The sequence below is a fragment of the Acinetobacter sp. ESBL14 genome, from assembly GCF_036668815.1.
Lineage (GTDB): Bacteria > Pseudomonadota > Gammaproteobacteria > Pseudomonadales > Moraxellaceae > Acinetobacter > Acinetobacter gyllenbergii.
Genome location: NZ_JAZEVS010000004.1, coordinates 298546 through 321174 on the forward strand (window position 1 = coordinate 298546; position 22629 = coordinate 321174).

Sequence of the window (22629 nt, forward strand, 5' to 3'; positions counted from 1 at the left end):
CATTTATCCTTTGGCTGTTTCAGCCAATAAAACTTTGGGTATATAACCTGCCAACTTATGATTTAAAGCTGCATAAATTTGCTTTGCTGCAGTGTCACTCAATTGATCCAGACTTTGCATACACCCATATTTAATCTGTTCATTACCCAAGCTTTGCAAGAAGCTGCTTAAACTGCTTTCATTTTTCAAATAGGCAATCTCAAGATCAGGCTTTAGCAAGGCCTCACCCTTTTGAATCTTCAAATGATTCATCAATGAAATCGGATTGATTTGTTCTACACTGCGGAACTTATGCTGAATCTGTTTTTCTAAAAACTTAGGATGAGCAAGTAAATAGTCTTGTAATATTTTACGGTCAACCGCATGTGGATAATGATGAATCTCAAAAAACTTTTTAAATCCAAGCATATCTGCACCTAACATTTGCGCAATCATATGTTTAGGTTGTATCGGCTTATTAAAATATTGATTTAAAAGCTGACGGTACCAAAGCTTGGCCTTGAGCACAAAACTGCTTTGCCAATGCCCGTAAATCACCATTTTCTGATCAATAAGAATATCTTCTAATTGCGCTGGCGCGTTAAAAAAGAAATCATCATTCAAATAGAAAAAGTAGTCAGATACGCCCTGAATATTCCATAACATTGTTTCAATCGAACGGGTATTGAAAGTTGGAAGATATTGCTCATAACCCGCAAAGATTTCACGATGATCAACAATGCGAATCTTGCCTGCTTCACAAATCCCATCCTGAACAAAGTCATCAATCCATTGCGGTTGCTGACCATCTGTCACAATATAGATATGTCGACAAAATGGGACATATTTTAAAATAGATGCAACGTTATAGTAAATTTCATGGTTGCTAGCAAAACGGGTATCACTGATGGCATCAGAAGCTTGTGTTTTGCCCTGATACTGCATGCGCTTCTGTTTTAACTTCGGGTCATTGCCATCCACCCAAGCAATCACCACATCAACCGGTTGCATCATTTCACTCATCAATTCACTCTTAAACGATCCGAAAGCCCGAAAATACGGCCAAACATGTTTAATCTAGATGCATATGATAACACCACTGATCTGTTCACAGGCAGTCTCTTTTCGTAATGACTGGCATCTTGATGATCTAATCATTCCATATAAATCAATCTATTATAATTGCTTAAATTTTCATATCTATAAGGGGCTTCTACAACATTCAATTCAGCCAATTTAGCAACTTTATTAATCCTTACTTAAACCTTGCAATCCCTAACAAAATCAAACCTTTTGGAATCATTTTCCATCAATATTTACGACATTTTTATTAGACGAATTTAGGTATTTTTATTATAATTACAGGTTACTTTGATGGGATTTAATCTTTTGACTGATGATTTATAATTACTTTGAGTATCAAGCAAAAATAATTAGAACTAAATTTGTTTCAGATAAAGCGTATCTGACTAAACGGTTTATCTGCAAATTAGGTTATACCCCTAATTTTTGCTCACCAAAAAGCTTCAATGAAAAAGTCACTGCCCGCATGATTTTCGAGCGAAGTCCCCTATTCACAAAATTAGCGGATAAATGCGCTGTTAGACAGCTGGTTTCAGCCAAAGTGGGTGATGCCTATTTTGTCCCATTGATTGGCATTTATAAATGTATTGATGAGATTGATTTTAACCAGTTACCTAATCAATTTGTTTTAAAATGCACCCATGACAGTGGCAGCGCCATGGTCTGTCGCGATAAAAGCAAGTTTAGTGTCGAAGCAGCAACAGCTAAAATCAAAAATCATCTCAAAATGAACATGTATTTTAGAAAGCGTGAATGGCACTACAAAGATATTTGCCCTAAAGTACTGGTGGAAGAATATGTCGAGCTCTATGTCGATCCTGCCAGTCAATCCACCATTACCACATGTCGTGTGCACTGTTTTGAAGGCCGTCCCGAATATCTCGAAATTGATGTGCAAGATACTCAAGGCAATGACTACTCAAACATGTATGATACACAATGGGCGTTACAGCCATTTCGGGTCGACCTTAAAGAGAACTCACCTTCAGCTCTAGCTGCCCCGAAACAATTGCAAGAGATCATCCTACTTTCAGAAAAACTTTGTTTTTCCTATGGTTACAGCCGGGTAGACTTCTTACTCTCTCAAGATCATGTGTATTTTAGTGAAATCACGCTCACTCCAAATGCAGGACGAATGGTGATTACCCCTGTAGAATGGGATTTAAAATTAGGTGCATTGTGGCTATCCTATTAGCCGTCCATCATGTATTTAGAATCTGTTAGGTACTTATGAAAATAGCCATTGCTGGAACAGGATATGTCGGGTTGTCAAATGCAATGCTATTTGCACAACACCATGAAACCATTGCACTTGATATCCTACAAACTAAAGTAGATTTACTGAACAACCAAGTATCACCGATTCAAGATCATGATATTTCACTTTTTTTAAAAGAAAAAAAGTTAAATTTCACAGCAACGACAGACAAGCAGCTGGCTTTTCAAAATGCTGATTTTATTATTATTGCCACGCCAACTGACTATGATCCTCAAAGCAACTACTTTAATACACAAAGTGTAGAAAGTGTCATTCAGGACGTTCTCGCAATTAACCCAAATGCGACCATGATCGTCAAATCTACCGTTCCTGTAGGTTTCACCGAACAAGTCAAAAATAAATACCAGACTGAAAACATTATTTTCTCGCCTGAATTTTTACGTGAAGGTAAAGCACTACACGACAACCTCTACCCGTCTCGTATCATCGTTGGGGAACAATCTGAACGTGCGCAGCAATTTGCCGATTTACTGGTAGAAGGTGCGATCAAACAGGATATTCCTGTACTTTTAACTCATTCAACCGAAGCCGAAGCGATCAAGCTGTTTGCCAATACCTATTTGGCAATGCGTGTGGCATTTTTTAATGAGCTAGATACTTATGCACAAAGCTTTGGCCTAGACACCAAACAAGTGATTGACGGGGTCTGTCTTGACCCACGTATCGGTAGTCATTATAACAATCCATCTTTTGGTTACGGCGGCTATTGCCTGCCCAAAGACACCAAACAATTACTAGCAAACTACAACAATGTGCCCAGCAATCTGATTAAAGCGATTGTCGACGCCAACAGAACCCGCAAAGATTTTATTGCCGATTCTGTGCTTGCACGAAATCCAAGCACAGTGGGTATTTATCGTCTGGTGATGAAGAGTGGCTCAGACAATTACCGTGCCTCTGCGATTCAAGGTGTGATGAAACGTCTCAAAGCCAAAGGCATCGAAATCATTATTTATGAACCCACCTTCCATGAAGACAGTTTCTTTAAGTCCAAAGTGACGCAAGATCTGAATGAGTTTAAGCAATCGTGTGATGTGATTATTGCCAATCGCCTCTCCAGTGATTTGCTCGATGTACAAGATAAAGTTTATACCCGAGATATTTTTGGAGGCGATGAATGAAAGTTCTAGTCACAGGTGCTGCTGGATTCATCGGCTTTAGTGTTGCAAAAAAACTGCTGGAACGTGGTGATGATGTAGTCGGTTTTGATAATTTTAACGATTATTATGATCCTTCCCTAAAAGAGGCGCGTGCTCAGCAATTACAGTTACTGGCTGAACGCAACGACACTGGAAGCTTCACCCTGATTCGTGACAATCTCGCCAATAAAGCAGTGGTGGATCAATGTTTCCAAGCGCATCACTTTGATCGCGTGATTCATTTGGCAGCACAGGCAGGTGTACGTTATTCGCTTGAGAATCCACATAGTTATGTGGAGAGCAACCTGATTGCATTTACCAATATTCTCGAAGCCTGCCGTTACGCAGCAACACCGCACTTGACCTATGCCAGTACCAGCAGTGTCTATGGCGCCAACACCACCATGCCTTTTAGTGAACAGCATGGCGTTGATCATCCACTGCAATTCTATGCCGCAACCAAACGCGCCAATGAGTTAATGGCACATAGCTACAGTCATTTATTTAAAGTACCTACCACAGGGCTACGTTTCTTTACCGTCTATGGACCGTGGACACGCCCAGATATGGCCTTGTTTAAGTTCACCAAGAACATTTTTGAAGGCAAACCGATTCCTGTGTTTAATCATGGCAATCACACTCGCGACTTCACCTATATCGACGATATTGTTGAAGGGATTATCCGAACCAGCGATAAGATTGCCACGCCTGATGCCACGTGGGACAGCAACCACCCAAACCCTGCAACCAGCAATGCCCCATTTAGGATTTTCAATATTGGTAACAACCGTACGGTGAAACTGATTGAATATATTCAGGCAATTGAAAAAGCAGCGGGTAAAGAAGCGATTTTAGACCTATTACCACTACAGCCAGGTGATGTACCAGACACCTTTGCCGATAGCACTGCACTAGAAAACTATGTGGACTATAAACCTGCGACTTCAGTGGTTGATGGCGTGAAAAACTTTGTCGATTGGTATCGCCAATACCACAATATTTAACACCCCTTAAAGCAAAAAAATCAGGCATTGCGCCTGATTTTTTTATTCAATTCATCTCTTTATGTTCGGGATCAATGACACTCGGGTTATTGCCAAGACTCTTTAATCCAATCCGATGGCAACACATAGCGATACCATTTACCACCACCACCACTGATCGCATCAGGTGGATTGATTTCACCATGGAAAATAATAATTTTTGCGCCTTTTGGTTTGATAGGCGGCTGGAAATAAGCAAATGGCACTCGTCTTAAACAGTGGTATTTATAGCTTTTGCACCAGTCTTTATTCCAATAGCTCAGCTTGCCTTCTTTATGTACAAACCAAGATAGATACTCTTGTTCATTACGGAATTTTTGACTGATCTCATTAAAGTTTGCACGGAAGTACGGCAGGATATCCGGAAAAGCACCCAGTTTAAAACGATAAACCGAACTATTGCCTGTGATACGCCAAGGACGTTTCCAGTCGTGAATCACCAAGAACTCACCTTCCGCCTGGAAGAAGCAGTCAATATTATCAATGATCACCACATCCAGATCGAGGAATAAAGCATTGCCTTTTAAGCCATACAGATCAGGTTCAAAGGTTGACAGTTTATTCCAGCCACGCTCAGGGCTACCTGCAGGCAAATCTAGAGATGGAATTGGAAAACATTGAATATTCGGGTCAATGCCTTCGGTACGATCGGTCAAGCACACCATTTTAAAAGGCAGAGTCAAATGACGTTTGACCATGTTATACAAACGGTTGACGTACTCAGCACCATACTTGGTTCCCCACTTCATGCACAAGATCACATTGTCTTCATGAGTTGCCGAATTTTGTTGAATATCTACCATCTGATAACCTTAAATGCTTGAGATACGAGGCTACACTTTGTTCAAAAAAACAAAAGTGTTCAATCATATGCACTGAATATATGCTCATCTTAGCATAGAGCGGATTGTTTTTTTTAGTATTAATTCGTCAATAAAAAAGCGAAGCCTAAGCTTCGCCTTTGTGTACGATTACAGCTTATTTAATATAAGTTAACCAGTGTGCATATTTATCATTGCGACCTTGTACTGCATCAAAGAAGGTCTTTTGAATTACAGTGGTAATCGGACCACGTGAACCACAACCAATTTCACGGTCATCATACTCACGAATTGGCGTCACTTCTGCAGCAGTACCGGTAAAGAATGCTTCATCAGCGATGTAGAATTCATCACGAGTAATACGACGCTCAACCACTTCATAACCCAAGTCTTTAGCAATGGTAATCACGGTTTGACGAGTAATCCCTTCCAATGCACCACCAGCTAAATCAGGGGTATGCAAGACACCATCTTTAATCAGGAATACGTTCTCACCTGCACCTTGGCAAACAAAACCTTGTGGGTCAAGCAACATTGCTTCGTCATAGCCTGAACGTGCCACTTCCTGATGTGCCAAGATCGACACGGTATAGTTACCACATGCCTTTGCTTTACACATGGTCACGTTTGGATGGTGATGTGTGAATGAAGAGGTTTTCACACGAATACCACGTGCCATTGCTTCTTCACCCAAGTATGCACCCCAACCCCATGCAGCGACTGCAGCATGAATGGTGTTGTCTGTTGCAGCAATACCGAGTTTCTCAGAACCAATCCAAATTAATGGACGCAGGTAGCAAGATGCTAGTTTATTTTCACGAACCACATCAATTTGTGCTTGTTCTAATGTCGCTTGATCAAATGGAACATTCATCTGATAAATTTTTGCTGAATTTAATAAGCGCTTAGTGTGATCTTGCAAACGGAAGATTGCTGTACCATTTGGGGTTTCATAAGCTCTGACGCCTTCAAAGACACCCATACTGTAGTGTAGTGTGTGAGTTAAGACGTGAATTTTTGCATCACGCCAATCAACTAATTTTCCATCTTGCCAAATAAAACCATCACGATCAGCCAAACTCATCGCACATACTCCATTTTCTTTTTTACACAATTATTCACTTTCCAATGCTTGCGCAGTTGGATCAATTAATCTCTGCCATAACTTGCAAACGATCTCGCGGGTATCGTGCCAATCCGCAGCATTGACTTGCATAGATTGATTTGCAAGCGCTAGACGGTGGCTCTCAGCTCGTTCACGGAGATAAGCGTGTATTAATGCTGTGGCATCTTCACTGGATAAGCAGCCTGCTTGAGCAGCATCTTCTAGAATTCTTACATTGTCGGAAAAATGGGCGAGATCTGTATTCGTCCCACTCCATGCAAGCACAACATACTGTGCCATAAATTCGATATCAACGATACCACCTGAGTCCTGTTTTAAATGAAAAATCCCATGTTTTTTTTGCTCAGAAGATGATCCCAAATGATCTTTCATCTTTTGGCGCATTTTCAGCACTTCTTCCCGCACTACATTTTCATCACGCACTTGGGTCAGGATTTGACAGCGAATCTGTTCAAATTGCGTGCATAATCCACGATCTCCTGCAATCGAACGAGCACGCACTAGAGCTTGATGCTCCCAGAGCCAAGCACTTTTCTGTTGATATTGTTCATAAGCTTTTAAACTGGTGACCAACATCCCAGCCTCACCCGAAGGTCGCAGACGAGTATCAATTTCATAGACACGTCCATCCAAGGTTTGCGTCGTCATCAAGGACATAAATTTCTGCGCAACACGAATCGCAAACTCGGCCCCACTAATCCCCTTACGACCATCGGTTTCACCTTGTTCTTCAAGCGCATGGATAAACACTAAATCTAAATCCGAGCCATAGCCCAACTCAATGCCACCCAATTTGCCATAAGCAATCACCGCAAAGCCTTTATTGTCCAAACTGCATCGTTGCCCATCATTGCCGATAGGATAGCCGTGCCGTTCTGCAACCGCTTCATATGCGAGATTCAGCGTCGCCTGTACACTGACTTCAGCAATATCCGTGAGCGCATCGGAGACTTTCATCAACGGACTTTCTGCCAATACATCACTGGCTGCAACTGTCAGCACATTACTCTTTTTAAATAAGCGCAATACCCGCATCTGATCTTCAATTTGATCAATCTCGATCCGCAACAATTGTTGGCGCAGTGAATCTTCCAGATCTTTGCGTTGTGGCAGACCAAAATCCATCGACAAGAACTCGTCCAACAACACAGGATATTGCGCCAGTTCTTCACAAATCCACGGACTGACGGTTGCCATCTTGACCAGTCGCTGCAAAGCACCTCGGCTTTCCATCAACATCACCAGATAGACCGTACGACGTAACACCGATTCCACCAAGGGCATCAAACGTAACAGTGCCGTTTGCGGTTGATCCGACTGTAAAATCGCTTCGATCAAATGCGGCCAGAATTTCTTTAAACGCTCTAAAGCACTGGCAGGGATTTTGCGTAACGCCTGCCCATGCCAGAAATTTTGAATTAAGTTCTTGGCATCATCATCCAGTACTGCATTGAGCTTTTGCTCAAGCTGGACAAAATCATCTACAGGCTCGGCAAACTCTTTTTCCTGAATCAATTGCTTAAACTGGACTTTGACCTTGTCACGTTTCTGATTGAGCACCTCCAAGAAGGCAGCCCAATCAGCAAAACCAAGTGTGTCCAACATGCGTTGTCTCAGCTCAGGTTCCATTGGCAAAGATTGGGTTTGCTGATCATTCAAGGCTTGAATCGCATGTTCGACTCGTCTCAGGAATAGATAAGCATCTTCCAGATCAATCACTGCTTGCTGATCCAGCAGTTCGGCTTCACCCAAATGATGTAAATTGACTAAACATTGACGATCTTGCAGTTCGCGCTTCGATCCACCATAAATCAACTGAAAGACCTGCACGATGAACTCGATTTCACGAATCCCACCTGCACCGAGCTTAATATCTTCTTCGATATTACGGCGCATGACCTCACGTTCGATCATGGCTTTCATTTCACGCATGGCAGCAAAAGCGGAATAATCCACATAGCGGCGGAATACAAACGGACGCGACATGTCTAACAATTCTTCGCCCGCTTTGCCGCCGGTAATTACCCTTGCCTTAATCCACGCATAACGTTCCCATTCACGCCCATGCTGGCTTAAATATTTTTCTAATCCACTATGGCTAATCGCCAAGGCTGAACCATCACCCCACGGACGCAAACGCATATCGACACGGAATACAAAACCATCTGCAGTAATATGATCGAGCAAATAAATCAGCTTCTGTCCCCATAGAATACAGAACTGTTGTACATCAATACATTTACGCCCATTGGTTTCGCCTTGTTCATCGAAGGCAAAAATCAGATCAATATCACTGGATAAATTCAGCTCTTGCGCACCGAGCTTGCCCATACCAATCACAATTAGATCTTGTAACTGACCTGAATAACCAATCGGTTCACCGTGTTTGGCTAATAAAGGTGGTAATGCAAAAGCTTTGGCGGCACAAATACTGGCATCGGCAAAATCGGATAGTTCACGTGTCAGCGTCACGACATTGGTGAGTTGATTGGCATCTTGCCAAATCCAGCGAAACATGAGCTTGGCACGGAGTACGCGTAGGGCTTTCATCCATGATTGTTCATCTGTGACTTCAGCCACAGCCAGTTGCACTTTTTGATGGATGGTTTCGGTCGACAGCGAGTCCAGAAATAGATCTTCGGAATAGTCTTGTTCTAATTGTAATGTGTATAAATTTAAAACTTGTTCAGCATATTGGCTTGCAACTAAGGTTTTTTGTAGCTGTTGCGCATTCATATAAAAAGGCTCGACTGATGTCATCTCATCTAGGTTAGTTATATCAGTTACAAGCTTATCTTTAAAATCTCTTTAGACTAATTTCGCTTTGCTTTTTTGTTGATCCGTACATAAATCAACCTGTTCACGTTCGATTGGCAGCAACACGGTAAATACCGTGCCTTCGCCTTCATTGGAGCTGACATTGATTTCACCCAAATTCATTTCTACAAAGCGCTTACATAAACTTAAACCCAAACCTGCACCTTTCTCTCCTGCAGTGCCTTTATAACTCATGGTAATCCGTGGCTGAAACAAGTCATTGATTTGTTGTTGGGTCATGCCGAGACCAGTGTCTTTAACATAGATTTCAACATAGGTGCCTTTATGTTGTGCTTGAATATAGACCTTACCTGTACCATCAACATCGGTAAATTTCAGCGCATTCGACACCAAATTCTGAATCACCGAGGTGATCATATTCATATCGGCATAGACTTTAAGATTTTCATCCACTTCATTAATCAGTTGAATATTCTTCTTAATCGCCAAAGTTTTAAGAATGTCGGTCACAATATTGGTGATCTGGCGCAACTTAAAATTGATCGGGTGATAGACAAAACGCCCACCTTCCGCCATCGCCCAATTCAATAAGCTTTCCAATAAGTTATAGGTCGATTGCGAAGTGTCGTAAAGATAGTCAGCGATATTCTGAATACTGGATTCGTCTAAGGTTTCACGTTCTTTCGCTAATATCTCAGAGAAACCGAGTAGCCCATGAAATGGCGCACGTAGGTCATGGGAAATAATCGAAAAGAATTTGGTTTTACTAAAATTGAGTGCAGCTTCTTGTTCGTATAGTTCTTTCAACTCGTCATGGTTAAACTTCAATTCCAGTTGTTGCATGAAGTTGACACAATGTTCTTGCAGCAGTTGTTTTTGTAGATCGCTAAAGCCTTGAGCAGCTTCATCAAACAGGATGATATAACCGAGTGAAGTTTGATCTGGATGTCTAAGATGTAGTGCGACTGCGCTTTGAATTTTCTTTTTCAGTGGTGCGAGAAATGCCAGTAAGGTTGAGTATTGCGGATGGTCGCTATCGACCAGATCACCATTCACAAATAGCGTATTTAGACTTTTGCTAATCTTTGCAGCATCAATGGCTTTGAGTTTTTCAGGGCAACGGTGCCACAGATAAGGTTCTTGGTGAAATGATAGCAATGCGGTACTGGCTTGCATCAGTTTTCGATTGAACTGTAAAAATTGCTCAAGCAAGTTCTGCTCTGAAGTTAGCCCCAAAGAAAGAGAGATTTTACAAGCACTTAACTTTTCGGCTTGCTGTAGTTCTAATAATTGAATCGTCATTCCCGCCTCTCGAATATTTTCGTTATACGGTTCTTTACGTTTTATAAAAAAAATGTGAAAACTATCACTTAGTATTAACAAACTTTAACAGAAAAGGCAATTGTTGATTCAATCAATTCGCAACAAAACGTGAAATTTCATTAAATTTTAACTTAGATCAAATCCCAATAGATAAACTAATCTCCAGGTAAATGCTTTACTTTTAAATCATCATAAATCTCAATCAATGCATCTACACTCAGAAATAGCAATCCAGAAGAGAGAAAGTTAGACATGTTATTCCATGACAAGGGTTTTGATATGAAACTATTTAATATATTTCTTATTTCATTTATGCTATTCCTAGTTATTGGATGCACAAGTCAGAACAATGTAAAAACTGATATTGTTGTTTCTAGCAACCGAGACAATCTTCACTTCTCATTTCCGACAGATAAAAAAGTTTTAGTTTATCATTATGAAATTAATGATTATGAAAACTTTGAATCAGATGGTATAACTTATAAAAAATTATTTGTGTCTAAAGAAATCAACAAAGAAATGAAAGAAATTATTTTAAAGAACTACAAATCAAATCATATTTTAGAAAATCATGCTTACTATATATTGTTAGGTGAGCAAGGATTAAATAGAACTGGTATTGGATTTACCACAGTTGGTTTTTGTTTACATAGAGACAAAATACTTACCAAACAACAAAGTGAAAAACCTCACACATTTATTCAAAAATGCCATAATCTATAAGACTACAGATAGAACTATGCAAATTCTTAAACTAAGCTCAAGCACTATTGAAGCTTAATTCAAGGTATTTACCATGAAATTTCAAATACGGATAAGCACTATTTCTTGTGGATCCCATTAAGCTAAATAATATATCTAAGCAACCAAATAAAACCTGATGAAATTATTATATTTATTACTTCTTATTAGTAGTACTGCCAATGCTTCTCCACATTCCTCCCTATATGTCAAAGTTAAAGACAATGATGTCTGTGTATTTACAAAAAGAGCGTATGACAAAGCATATGAAAATCAGACCTTAATTTATATAGGTAAAGTAGATGGAATTAATGCTTTTCACTCTTCCTACTCAAAAACCTATTTGAATCTTAAAATGCCTATAAACGAAGAAAACTGTATTAAAATTAAATCTTCTGAATTTAAAGAGCCTTTTCCATATGAAGTTATTCTGGAAACAAACCAATCATATGCGCAAAGAATTTGCGTAAATAGGACTACTGAAGGAAAAACTGTATTATTAGAAGCTAAAGCAGATCTAGAGAAAGGTATATATTGTGGTACTAATCAATATGATTACTCTAGCAATGGTCTTTGGAGAATGTTAAAAAATATCTATTATTGGTTCGTCAGTTTATTAAATTAAACTATCTTAAAAGTTGCTTACGTACACTTCAACGAAGTGTAGCAAGCAAAGACTTTTCGTTAGAAATATGTATCTAATTCATTTTGATAGACATTAAAAAACCCCAAGCCTTTAATACCAGCTTGGGGTCTTTGAATCTTGGTCCCGAGGGTCGGACTCGAACCGACACGTCATCTCTGACAGCGGATTTTGAGTCCGCCGCGTCTACCAATTTCACCACCTCGGGAAGAGTGCGATGCTTTGTGTTGCGTATAATAACCTGTTTGATTTTATTGTCAAACACTAACTTACGCTTATTGCTCACTTTTAAATCACTCAGATATTTTTCTATCAATAAACACGCGAACTCAGCGAGAAAACGCAAAAAAGACTATACTACGCCCAATTTTTGCAATGTTTTAGATGTATGCAACTCTCCGACTTTTCGTTTGATCTCCCCGATGAACTTATTGCTCGCTATCCATTAGACAGCCGTAGCGCATCTCGCTTGCTGCATATCGATGCACAAGGTCAGTATCACGACCACGCCTTTACCGATATTCTCGACCTGCTCGAAGACGGTGATTTGCTGGTATTGAATGACACCAAAGTCATGAAAGCACGCTTAAAAGGCAAACGTGCTACAGGCGGAGCTATCGAAGTTCTGGTTGAGCGCATGTTGGACACCCACACTGCCCATTGCCACATCAAATCAAGCAACTCACCGAAAGCTGGCGCAGAACTGTATATCGGTGAAGATGCGGTGCCTGTCACCGTACAAGGTCGCCATGAAAATCTGTTTGTGGTGAAGTTTTCACAACCGATTTTGTCGGTGCTGGATCAATACGGCCAACTGCCGATTCCACCTTATTTCAACCGTGAAGCGGAAGAGATTGATACTGAACGTTATCAAACCGTGTTCCACGACCCTGAAAAAATTGCCAGCGTTGCAGCACCAACTGCCAGTCTGCATTTCGACCAAGGCTTATTAGAAAAATTAGCCGCGAAAGGCGTGCAAAAAACCTTTGTCACACTACATGTCGGTGCAGGAACGTTTATGCCTGTGCGTACCACTGACATTACTAATCACATTATGCACAGTGAATGGTGTGACGTACCACAAGCGACCATTGACCTGATTTTGGCCACCAAAGCACGCGGTAATAAAGTCATTGCAGTGGGTACCACGGCGACCCGTGCCCTAGAAAGTGCAGCACAAGCCAATCAAGGCAAAATTGCAGCTTGGACTGGTGATACGCAAATCTTTATCTATCCAGGTTATCAGTTCTGCATCGTGGATCGTTTGATCACCAACTTCCATTTACCAGAATCGACCTTATTAATGTTGGTTTCAGCGCTATCCAATCGTGACAATATCTTGGCGGCTTATACCCATGCAGTAGAACAACGTTATCGCTTCTTTAGTTATGGCGATGCGATGTTGGTGGATAAGCTCGACGCTTAATACTGATCAATCGACTAAATTACGGTTTAGTCGATTTTCCCTATAAAAATGCTTTGGTAAAAGCCGTTCATTCAAAATAATAAAACACAGCTAGATTCAGATTACAGACTTCTTAGTTTCTGAAATTTAACGCATAATTCAGACAAGACCACCCCATTATAATGAAACGATTATTTCCATGCCAATCGACACTGTACAACAAGCGCTGCATATCAGACGTAAAAAAAATGCGCAGGTTTTTCGCAATATTGCTCGGCTTTGGGAGGTTGGGCAGAAAGCACATAGCGATCAAGCCCTATTAGATGCACTGCATCCTTGGCGTGACGATCACAGCCTGCGTTTTTTTAATGTACTGCCCTATTTATTCGCATTGATCAGCGTAGGCACATTAATCTTTGGTTATTTTCTACATCCACATATTCAATATATCTGGAGCCTACTGGGTACATTCCTTACTGGTTTTCTGGCCTATTTGCTCTATGAACCACAACAACCATTAACACGTGTCATTCATTATCTAGAAGAACGCATGACCGTATTACGCTATGGTTTGCAGTTCCAGCAATTGCCTGCTTATTTACCGATTCAAGCGCAGCCCCTTTTGGTGATCAGTAAGTTAAAGCAACATTTCCCCCTATTTAATCGGGGTAATGAAGCCAACGAGATTACCCAATACGCATCGACCACATGGCATGATGGCAACACAGAACATCAGGTTCTACTATTTCAGTATCACTATGTCAGTGAAATGCCGATCCTACAGGATCAAAGCAGTGATAAAAAAATTGTCAAAAAAATCCATAAAGATTTGTGGGGTGCGTTTATTTTTCAAATGCCAGCCTTAGGAATTGCCGTCAGCAATCAACGCACTCGCTTCTTTGCGCCCTACACCAGCTCATGGCAAAGCAGTGATATTTTGATTAATCAAGAATTGAATATCTTTGGTCTTGATCAACACCAACTTGCCAAAGCAATCAGCCCGAGCCTCACCTTAAAACTACATGATTTTTTTCAACATTTTACAGGTGATTTAATTTATCATCATGAAGAGCAAATCATGTGTTACGTGGGCGAACAAAATCTTTTCCAAACCGCCAGTAAACGCAGTGACATTCAGGATATTCCAGCATTACGTGGACACTTAAGAACCATGACCATGCCGCAATATCATAAGTTTCAACAACTCATGCTGAATTTAATTCGCTAATCATTGAGCAATAACAATAAGGGGAATGGCGATGACAGGTTTACTGATCTTCTTGGGAGTTTTTGTCGCACTGATCGTGTGGGGCATTTCTATCCGTAATAATATCGTGCGTTATTTTAATGCCACCAAACGGGCATGGTCAGAAGTGGCCAACTTCGAACGTCAAAAAGTAAAGACCTTAGAAGCCTTGGAAGCAACACTGGATCAATATACTCAGTTCGAAAAATCAACTTTAGAAAAAGTCACCGAATTGCGCCAACAGATTCTCAATCTGAATGTGAATGACACGGATATTTCCCAATTACAACAAATTGAGAAAATGAGTAAGGAGCTGATTCGTAGTCTGAATGTGGTGGTCGAAAATTACCCCGAACTGAAAGCCGATGCGCTGTATAGCAAGATGATGGATGATATTCAGGAGCAAAACGAGAACGTCGGTGCGGCAATCACCATCTTTAACCGTAACGTGGAATTGTTTAATAACCAGATCGAAGTGTTTCCAAACAACTTGATCAATACCCTGACTTTATCCAAGAAAGCGATTCGCCCGTTTAAGGATAATCTGGCGACTGAAAATTTTGACTATAAACCGAATTTTTAGTGCGGTAGTTATAACATTTTTGCGTCTTACCGTTATCTCACTCATTTCAGCAAAAACCTTCGGTTGGAGTTACTTTTGTTTTGGCAAAAGTAACTCCAACCCTTGCACAGCTTTAATCGCTGTTCATAGACTGACGGTACATCCCTGCTACCGCAGTCTAACGCGGCGGCATCCATGCCGCCATCTCGATAGCAAATTCCCTCACAAATTTCGCATTACAAAATGCAAAAACCTTATTCACTTAAATCAGTATTTGCTCATCAACATTCGAACAAATATCACCCAAAACTTATCAAACTAAATCTATTTTATCTCTCGCTACATTTAGTAGTAGAACTACACGCCATAATCGGGGAAAATAGCCCCTTTCGATCAGCGAACTGTTTTTTCGCCTCCTTGCGCTGCAATCAAAGTAGCACTTCGATCTTGCTCAGGTTATTACATGAAATTTGAAAAATTAGGCCAGTCGGGGCGCGCCCGTCGTGGTCGACTTACTTTAGAACATGGTGTGGTTGAAACCCCTGTGTTTATGCCTGTGGGTACTTACGGTACGGTTAAAGGCATGCTCCCACGTGATATTGAAGAAATTCAAGCACAGATTATCTTAGGAAACACCTTCCACCTTTACTTACGTCCAGGTTTGGAAGTGATTAAAGAGCATGGCGGTCTGCATGAGTTTATCCAATGGGATAAACCAATTTTGACTGACTCAGGCGGTTTCCAAGTGTTTAGCTTGGGCGCAATGCGTAAAATCAAAGAAGAAGGTGTGACCTTCCGCTCTCCGATTGATGGTTCCAAGGTGTTCTTGTCTCCAGAAATTTCAATGGAGATTCAACATGTATTGAACTCAGATATCGTGATGATTTTTGATGAATGTACCCCTTACCCTGCCACCCATGAAGAAGCGCAAAAATCATTGCAGCTTTCTTTACGCTGGGCCAAACGTTGTAAAACGCACCACCATGATGCGCTTAACAATAAAAATGCCTTATTCGGCATTATTCAAGGTGGGATGTACGAAGACCTACGTGACGAGTCACTCAAAGGCTTGTTAGAAGTTGGTTTTGATGGTTATGCGATTGGTGGCTTATCGGTCGGTGAACCAAAAGAAGAAATGATCAAGGTGCTTGATTATCTACCCAACAAAATGCCACAAGACAAACCTCGTTACTTAATGGGTGTTGGTAAACCAGAAGACATCGTAGAAGCGGTTCGTCGTGGTGTCGATATGTTTGACTGCGTGATGCCAACCCGTAATGCTCGTAATGGTCATTATTTTGTCACCGATGGTCTGGTCAGAATCCGTAATAGTAAATATCGCCATGATAAAGGGCCTTTAGACCCACATTGTGATTGCTACACTTGTAAAAACTTTACTCGTGCCTATTTATATCATTTAGAGAAGTGTGGTGAGATGCTGGCATCAATGCTTGGCACCATCCACAACTTGCGTTACTACCAACGCCTGACGCAAGGTATGCGTGATGCATTGGATAATGGCACATTTGATGAATACGTTCAGGACTTTTATGCCCGTCGTGGATTAGAAGTTCCAGCATGTCCAGAAGACTAAGCAGAACGATTTGCATCAAGATTTGCGCCTGATCGCAAGACAAGGTACATTGCAAAACGAATTGGAATTTATTGTTAATTTTTTGCCTTTTAATTTTAGGAAATCGAAATGAGTTTTTTCATCTCTACTGCTCACGCTGCACCTGCTGCGGCACAAGGTCCAAGCCTTATGGCAAACTTATTGATGATCGCGGTATTCATCGCAATCTTCTATTTCTTGATCTGGAGACCTCAGGCAAAACGTGCTAAAGAACATCGTTCTTTAATCGAAAGCTTGGGTGTAGGCAGCGAGATCGTGTTTGCTGGTGGTTTAATGGGGAGAATTACCAAACTTGAAGGTGACTTTGCAGTTGTTGAACTCACTCGTGGTGTTGAGGTAAAAATCCAACGTGCGAGTGTCATTTCAGTATTACCTGAAGGCACATTAAATAACCTTTAATCATAAAATAGTCGTGCCTCAGCACGACTTTTTCATTTAAGAAGAAAGCGAATGCGTTACCCTGCATGGAAATATTTACTGATCCTTGTGGTACTTGTGATCAGTACGTTATATGCACTTCCAAGTCTGTATCCAGATGAACCTGCTGTCCAAATTTCGGGGGCAAAAGCAGGCACCAAAATTGATCAGACCATCGTGCAAAAAGCTGAGCAGATTTTAAAAACTGCCAACATAAGCAGTCACGACAATAGCTTTACCAACAACGCGGCATTATTACGCTTAAACTCTTCTGAAGAACAGTTAAAAGCCAAAGAAGTGTTACGTCGTGATTTAGGTGAAGACTATGTAGTTGCACTCAACCTTGCACCAACCACTCCTGAGTGGTTGCAAAAGATTGGGGCAAAACCGATGAAACTCGGTTTGGACTTACGTGGCGGTGTACACTTCTTGCTCGAAGTCGACATGGATAAAGCGATTAGTCAGCGTATGGAAACATCTGCGACTGATTTGCGTCGTCAGTTCCGTGATAACAAAATCAAATTTAACAACCTTGCTTTAAATAACAATACCATTACTGTCCAGTTTGCCAGCAATGCAGACCGTGATGCAGCGACTGATTTTTTACGTCGTAATGGCAATGAGTTTACCCAACAAGCGGTTGCAACATCATCTGGTGCGACTTTAAGACTGAATTATACCGATGCGCGTCGTCAGGAAATTCAATCTTATGCAGTCAACCAAAACTTAACTACTTTACGTAACCGTATTAACGAACTCGGTGTGGCTGAAGCATTGGTACAAACCCAAGGTAGCAACCGTATTGTGGTTGAATTACCGGGTGTACAAGATACCGCAGAAGCAAAACGTGTCTTGGGTCGTACGGCAAACTTAGAGTTCCGTTTGGTCGCAGATAGTAATGATCAATATATTGACCCATATACAGGGAAATATAATGGTCAGCCGCTTCCTCCAGGGACTGAAGTCTTTGCTTATCAGTCTTTAGACAGTGGTCGTCAATTGCTGTTACAACGTAACCGTATTTTGACTGGTGAACGTGTTCAAAACGCAAGTTCTGGCTTTAGCCAAGACTCTGGTGGTGCTGAAGTAAACATCACGCTGGATTCTTCAGGTGGTAAGTTGATGGCAGATGCCACTCGTGGTGCTGTCGGCAAACGTATGGCGGTTTTGTTTATCGAAAATAAACAAAAAATCTCTTACGTGGCTGATCCAAACACGGGTGTCCAGACTGAAGTTCGTACTCCATATACTGAATCTGTGGTGATCAACGCTGCAACCATTCAAGCCGTATTGGGCTCACAATTCCGTATTACTGGTCTAGATTCTCCACAAGAAGCGGCAGAACTTGCCTTGATGCTGCGTGCGGGTGCTTTGGCTGCGCCAATGTACTTCGTTGAAGAGCGTGTTGTAGGTCCAAGCTTGGGTCAAGAAAACATTGATAAGGGTGTATTATCGACCCAAATCGGTTTCTTGTTGGTTGCGATCTGGATGGTGGTGTTCTTCCGTTTATTCGGTTTGATCGCCAACTTTGCCTTGGTGTTTAACCTTGCCATGATCTTAACCGTGATGTCTTGGCTTGGTGCCTCTCTTACCCTACCAGGTATTGCAGGTATCGTGATTACTATTGGTATGGCAGTCGACTCCAACGTCCTGATCTGTGAACGTATCCGAGAAGAAATGCTCTGGGGTGCCTCGCCCAAACAAGCAATTGTCGCTGGTTATGATCGTGCCTATAACACCATTCTCGACTCGAACTTAACCACATTACTGGTTGCGTTCATCTTGTTCGCGATTGGTACAGGTCCGATCAAAGGCTTTGCGGTGACCTTGATGATTGGTATTGTTTGTTCAATGTTTACTGCAATTACCGTTACCCGTGCCATCGTACAGCTCATTTATGGCAAACGCCGTAATTTGAAAAAGTTGAGTATTTAAGGAGATTCACATGACTGATCTGACTCAACCAGACTCAAAGCAATACGGTCGCCCAGATGATCTAAAAATCATCCCATTCATGAAGATTGCCAAACCTGCGGCCATCTTCTCGATCCTGATTACCATTGCCAGTATCTTCTTTATCGTCACCAAAGGGCTGAACCTAGGTCTAGACTTTACTGGTGGTATTTCTGCAGAGCTTAACTACACGCAAGGGGTTCAGCCTGCGCAAGTGGTTCAGGCCTTAGATCGTGCGGGATTCAAAGATGCTGTGGTGCAGACTTTGGGAAGTAATACAGACCTGATTGTGCGTATGCCCGTGCAAGAAGACCTGAATGTTGAAGACCTCAGCAATAGCATCACCAAAGCAGTGCAATTACCGAATAACACCGTAGAAGTCCATAAGGTCGATGCGGTCGGTGGTGCAGTGGGTAATGAACTCTATGTACGTTCTGCGGGTGCAGTTGCGCTTGCACTCATCTTGATGTTGATCTACGTCACCATTCGCTTCGAGTTTAAACTGGCGATGGGTGCGGTAATGTCGTTATTCCACGATATCATCATCATTATCGGTGCATTTGCATTGTTCCAATGGCCATTCGACTTAACCGTACTTGCGGCTGTACTTGCGGTGATCGGTTTCTCACTCAACGATAACATCGTGGTATCGGACCGTATCCGTGAAAACTTCCGTAAGATTCGCGGTGCTACACCCCGTGAAATCGTGGATATTGCGCTAACAGAGACTCTTCGTCGTACTATTCATACCTCGATGACCTTATTACTCGTGGTCCTTGCCATGATGTTCTTGGGTGGCGATGGTCTACATTGGTTCTCTGTGGCAATGTTTGTTGGTGTATTTGTGGGAACCTACTCATCGATCTATATCGGTACAGCATTCGCCTTATGGCGTGGTCTGAATCGTCAGGACTTTATTGTTCAAGTTAAGCCTGAATTTGAAGAAGAAGAGATTCCTTAATCTCCTTTCTTTGGATTGAACAAAAATGCCAGCGAAATGCTGGCATTTTTGTATGCGCTTTAAGGAAAAGCTGAACTTAAACAGACGCTCATAATCGATATTTTTACACGCAGTTGCGCTTTATTATCCTTTTATTAAGGGATAATCATAATCTCCCCACTTACTGGTTTGAATGCCTAAACCATGTAAGCCCTCAATCAATTTGACCGCAGCCCGAACCCCATCAATAATCGGGATTCCCAACTCTAAACTGACCTGATCCGCCATCTCGGCCATGCCACCACAGCCCAAGACGATCGCTCCAATTCCATCCTCCATTTTGGCTTGCTGGCAGCTTGCCAATAATTTTTCATAGGCCGCTTGCTTATCATGTTCCAATGCCAATACCGGAAGATCAATGCATCGAATCTGTGCACATTTTCGTTCAAAGCCATATTGATGTAATAAATGTTCAGCAATAATTTTGGTTCGAGCTAAGGTGGTGACAATCGAGAATTTTGTCGCCACCAAACTGGCCATATGAAATGCAGCTTCGGCAATGCCAACCACAGGTGCCTGAGCCAATTCCCTCGCCGCATACAAAGCAGGATCACCAAAGCAAGCAATAATATGCCCATCGACCTGCTGTGCTTTGCCTTGTTGAATTAACTCAAGCACCCCAATAGCAGACATTGCCTCATCAAAATGCCCCTCAATCGATAACACGCCTTTCTCAGGAGACTGGGCCATAATTTCGGTATCTGCCGCGGCTACCTGACGTGCAGCCTCAGCAATCGATGTGGTCATTTGGATACAGGTATTTGGATTAATGATTTGAATTCGAGTCGCGTTTCTCATTTCTGCACATTTTTAATTCAAAAAATAAGCTTGATCATATTTCAATCCAACTGGTCTGAACAGTTAAAATATAAAATTAAATATTTAAATAAATATAATCAATAAATTAATAATAAATTTAAAACAATAATAAGAAGTTGGCTTAATTTCTGCATAACTGGTCTGAACAGTTGTTTATCTTGCAGACCCGTCATGAGCGATAACCCGAACTATAGTCCTAAACTCTCCAATGAAGATCTCATCCCTGCGCAACAAAATTGGACGTGGTATAACATCTTTTCCTTTTGGATGTCTGATGTACATAGTATGGGCGGCTATGTGGTCGCAGCGAGCTTATTTTCACTCGGTCTGGCCAGCTGGCAAGTTCTGCTTGCCTTACTCATTGGTATCGTGATTGTTCAAGTTGCGGCGAACTTGGTGGCTAAGCCCAGCCAAATTTCAGGGGTTCCCTATGCTGTGATCTCTCGCCAAGCCTTCGGAATTTATGGGGCCTATATTCCAGCCTTAATTCGCGGCCTGATTGCGGTTTCATGGTATGGCATTCAAACTTGGCTAGCATCTAATGCCCTGATGATGATTCTACTCAAGTTCTATCCAACCTTACACCCGCTTACACTAACTGAATTTGCAGGTCTAAGCACGATTGGCTGGATCTGTTTTGGTTTTATTTGGGCGATACAAGCATTGGTGTTCTGGAAAGGGATGGACACCATCAAGGTGTTTATCGACTGGGCAGGTCCAATGGTCTATGTGGTGATGTTAGCATTGGCCTTATGGCTGGTGTGGAAAGCGGGTTGGCATCATATTTCCTTTAACCTCAGTAATAAACAGCTCAGCGTCAATCAGCAGATCATGCAAACCATTGTTGCCATTGCATTGGTGGTGTCTTATTTCTCTGGCCCACTACTCAACTTTGGAGATTTCTCCCGTTATGGCAAAAATATGCAACAGGTTAAAAAAGGGAATTTTTGGGGACTGCCGTTTAACTTTATTTTCTTTGCCATCATTGTAGTGATGATTGTTTCTGGTACCTTTAGTGTTTTTGGAAAAATGGTACATGATCCACTCGAAACGGTTGCCATGATCGATAACGGATTTGTGGTGGTGCTCGGTTTATTGACGGTATTAACTGCGACCATTGGCATTAATATCGTGGCGAATTTCGTTTCGGCAGGTTTTGATTTTTCTAATCTCGCACCTCGCTTTCTTAATTTCCGCAGAGCGGGCATGATTGCAGCAATCGGTTCGATCTTTATCACCCCATGGAATTTATTTAACTCCCCAGAACTGATTCACTATACCCTTGATACTTTAGCGGCTTTTATCGGCCCATTATTTGGCATTCTACTTGCTGACTTTTATCTGATTAACAAACAACAAGTGCGGGTCAATGACTTATTTAGCGATCAACCCACTGCAGCGTATTACTATCAAAAAGGCATCAATCGAAAAGCCGTGATCAGCTTAATGGCATCGGTCAGTATCGGTCTGTTGTTGGTGCTTGTTCCGAGTTTTCAGTTTTTGGCAGCGTTTAACTGGTTTATTGGAGTCATACTGGGCAGCAGTTTTTACTATAGCCTCTCTCGGGAAAGTGTTGTTATAAAAGCAAATAGTGTTCGTCATCAGCAAAGCTTGAATCTTCCTCAAAACCATCAATGAC

The 22629-nt window shown here is 41.6% G+C and carries 19 protein-coding genes and 1 tRNA gene; 13 read left to right on the plus strand and 7 right to left on the minus strand.

Annotation, left to right across the window (positions count from 1 at the left end; genetic code table 11):
- Positions 1-3 precede the first annotated feature (3 nt).
- On the minus strand, positions 4-1002 hold the full coding sequence (locus V6E90_RS14685; protein ID WP_065343956.1) for a Stealth CR1 domain-containing protein: 999 nt from the start codon (positions 1000-1002) through the stop codon (positions 4-6).
- Positions 1003-1375: 373 nt separating this feature from the next.
- On the opposite strand from V6E90_RS14685, the gene V6E90_RS14690 reads away from it, so the two are divergent.
- Genes V6E90_RS14690 through V6E90_RS14700 form a run of 3 tightly spaced genes read left to right on the plus strand, consistent with a single transcriptional unit; the run spans position 1376 to position 4484 of the window.
- Entirely contained in the window at positions 1376-2257 is an 882-nt protein-coding gene (locus V6E90_RS14690) for an ATP-grasp fold amidoligase family protein (protein WP_332605762.1), read from the plus strand.
- A 35-nt stretch (positions 2258-2292) separates the two neighbouring features.
- Positions 2293-3462: a nucleotide sugar dehydrogenase gene (locus tag V6E90_RS14695; RefSeq protein ID WP_332605763.1), complete on the plus strand. Its 1170-nt coding sequence runs from the start codon at positions 2293-2295 to the stop codon at positions 3460-3462.
- Positions 3459-4484 (plus strand): NAD-dependent epimerase, encoded by a 1026-nt coding sequence (locus tag V6E90_RS14700; protein ID WP_332605764.1) that lies wholly within the window; start codon positions 3459-3461, stop codon positions 4482-4484. Before V6E90_RS14695 ends, V6E90_RS14700 begins: the two co-directional genes overlap by 4 nt.
- A gap of 86 nt (positions 4485-4570) precedes the next feature.
- Here the strand turns inward: V6E90_RS14700 and V6E90_RS14705 are convergent, their stop codons facing one another.
- The 4 genes from V6E90_RS14705 to V6E90_RS14720 form a co-directional block, all read right to left on the minus strand.
- Complete coding sequence (locus V6E90_RS14705) at positions 4571-5326, minus strand: hypothetical protein (RefSeq protein WP_016162601.1); 756 nt, start codon at positions 5324-5326, stop codon at positions 4571-4573.
- Between the two features lie 175 nt (positions 5327-5501).
- Positions 5502-6428: a branched-chain amino acid transaminase gene (locus V6E90_RS14710; RefSeq protein WP_004652473.1), complete on the minus strand. Its 927-nt coding sequence runs from the start codon at positions 6426-6428 to the stop codon at positions 5502-5504.
- 30 nt (positions 6429-6458) lie between these two features.
- Positions 6459-9206, minus strand: a complete 2748-nt coding sequence (gene glnE / locus V6E90_RS14715) for a bifunctional [glutamate--ammonia ligase]-adenylyl-L-tyrosine phosphorylase/[glutamate--ammonia-ligase] adenylyltransferase (protein ID WP_332605765.1) — start codon at positions 9204-9206, stop codon at positions 6459-6461.
- Between the two features lie 72 nt (positions 9207-9278).
- Positions 9279-10550: a sensor histidine kinase gene (locus V6E90_RS14720; RefSeq protein WP_332605766.1), complete on the minus strand. Its 1272-nt coding sequence runs from the start codon at positions 10548-10550 to the stop codon at positions 9279-9281.
- A gap of 300 nt (positions 10551-10850) precedes the next feature.
- Here V6E90_RS14720 and V6E90_RS14725 point away from each other — a divergent pair, with 300 nt between their 5' ends.
- The gene (locus tag V6E90_RS14725) at positions 10851-11294 is read left to right on the plus strand and encodes a hypothetical protein (protein ID WP_032865931.1); all 444 of its coding nucleotides are present in this window, start codon (positions 10851-10853) and stop codon (positions 11292-11294) included.
- Between the two features lie 157 nt (positions 11295-11451).
- Entirely contained in the window at positions 11452-11937 is a 486-nt protein-coding gene (locus V6E90_RS14730; protein WP_332605767.1) for an NF045616 family extracytoplasmic (lipo)protein, read from the plus strand.
- Between the two features lie 139 nt (positions 11938-12076).
- Here V6E90_RS14730 and V6E90_RS14735 read toward each other — a convergent pair.
- Positions 12077-12163, minus strand: a tRNA-Leu gene (locus V6E90_RS14735).
- Positions 12164-12343: 180 nt separating this feature from the next.
- Between V6E90_RS14735 and queA the strand changes: the two genes are divergently transcribed.
- The 7 genes from queA (at position 12344) to secF (ending at position 20132) form a co-directional block, all read left to right on the plus strand.
- A complete protein-coding gene (gene queA, locus V6E90_RS14740; RefSeq protein WP_016162594.1) occupies positions 12344-13381 on the plus strand; it encodes a tRNA preQ1(34) S-adenosylmethionine ribosyltransferase-isomerase QueA in 1038 nt (345 codons plus the stop codon).
- Between the two features lie 178 nt (positions 13382-13559).
- A complete protein-coding gene (locus V6E90_RS14745; RefSeq protein ID WP_332605768.1) occupies positions 13560-14588 on the plus strand; it encodes a hypothetical protein in 1029 nt (342 codons plus the stop codon).
- A gap of 31 nt (positions 14589-14619) precedes the next feature.
- Positions 14620-15189, plus strand: a complete 570-nt coding sequence (locus V6E90_RS14750; protein WP_332605769.1) for a LemA family protein — start codon at positions 14620-14622, stop codon at positions 15187-15189.
- Between the two features lie 442 nt (positions 15190-15631).
- Positions 15632-16762: a tRNA guanosine(34) transglycosylase Tgt gene (gene tgt / locus V6E90_RS14755; protein WP_005206304.1), complete on the plus strand. Its 1131-nt coding sequence runs from the start codon at positions 15632-15634 to the stop codon at positions 16760-16762.
- 108 nt (positions 16763-16870) lie between these two features.
- A complete protein-coding gene (gene yajC / locus V6E90_RS14760; protein ID WP_005206306.1) occupies positions 16871-17200 on the plus strand; it encodes a preprotein translocase subunit YajC in 330 nt (109 codons plus the stop codon).
- Between the two features lie 51 nt (positions 17201-17251).
- Positions 17252-19153: a protein translocase subunit SecD gene (gene secD / locus V6E90_RS14765; protein ID WP_016540693.1), complete on the plus strand. Its 1902-nt coding sequence runs from the start codon at positions 17252-17254 to the stop codon at positions 19151-19153.
- Between the two features lie 10 nt (positions 19154-19163).
- Complete coding sequence (gene secF, locus V6E90_RS14770) at positions 19164-20132, plus strand: protein translocase subunit SecF (protein WP_332605770.1); 969 nt, start codon at positions 19164-19166, stop codon at positions 20130-20132.
- 123 nt (positions 20133-20255) lie between these two features.
- On the opposite strand, the gene V6E90_RS14775 is transcribed toward secF, so the two are convergent.
- Positions 20256-20969 carry an aspartate/glutamate racemase family protein gene (locus tag V6E90_RS14775; protein ID WP_332605771.1) on the minus strand — a complete coding sequence of 238 codons (714 nt, stop codon included), beginning with the start codon at positions 20967-20969 and terminating at the stop codon, positions 20256-20258.
- 192 nt (positions 20970-21161) lie between these two features.
- Between V6E90_RS14775 and V6E90_RS14780 the strand changes: the two genes are divergently transcribed.
- The gene (locus tag V6E90_RS14780; RefSeq protein WP_332605772.1) at positions 21162-22628 is read left to right on the plus strand and encodes an NCS1 family nucleobase:cation symporter-1; all 1467 of its coding nucleotides are present in this window, start codon (positions 21162-21164) and stop codon (positions 22626-22628) included.
- Position 22629 lies beyond the last annotated feature (1 nt).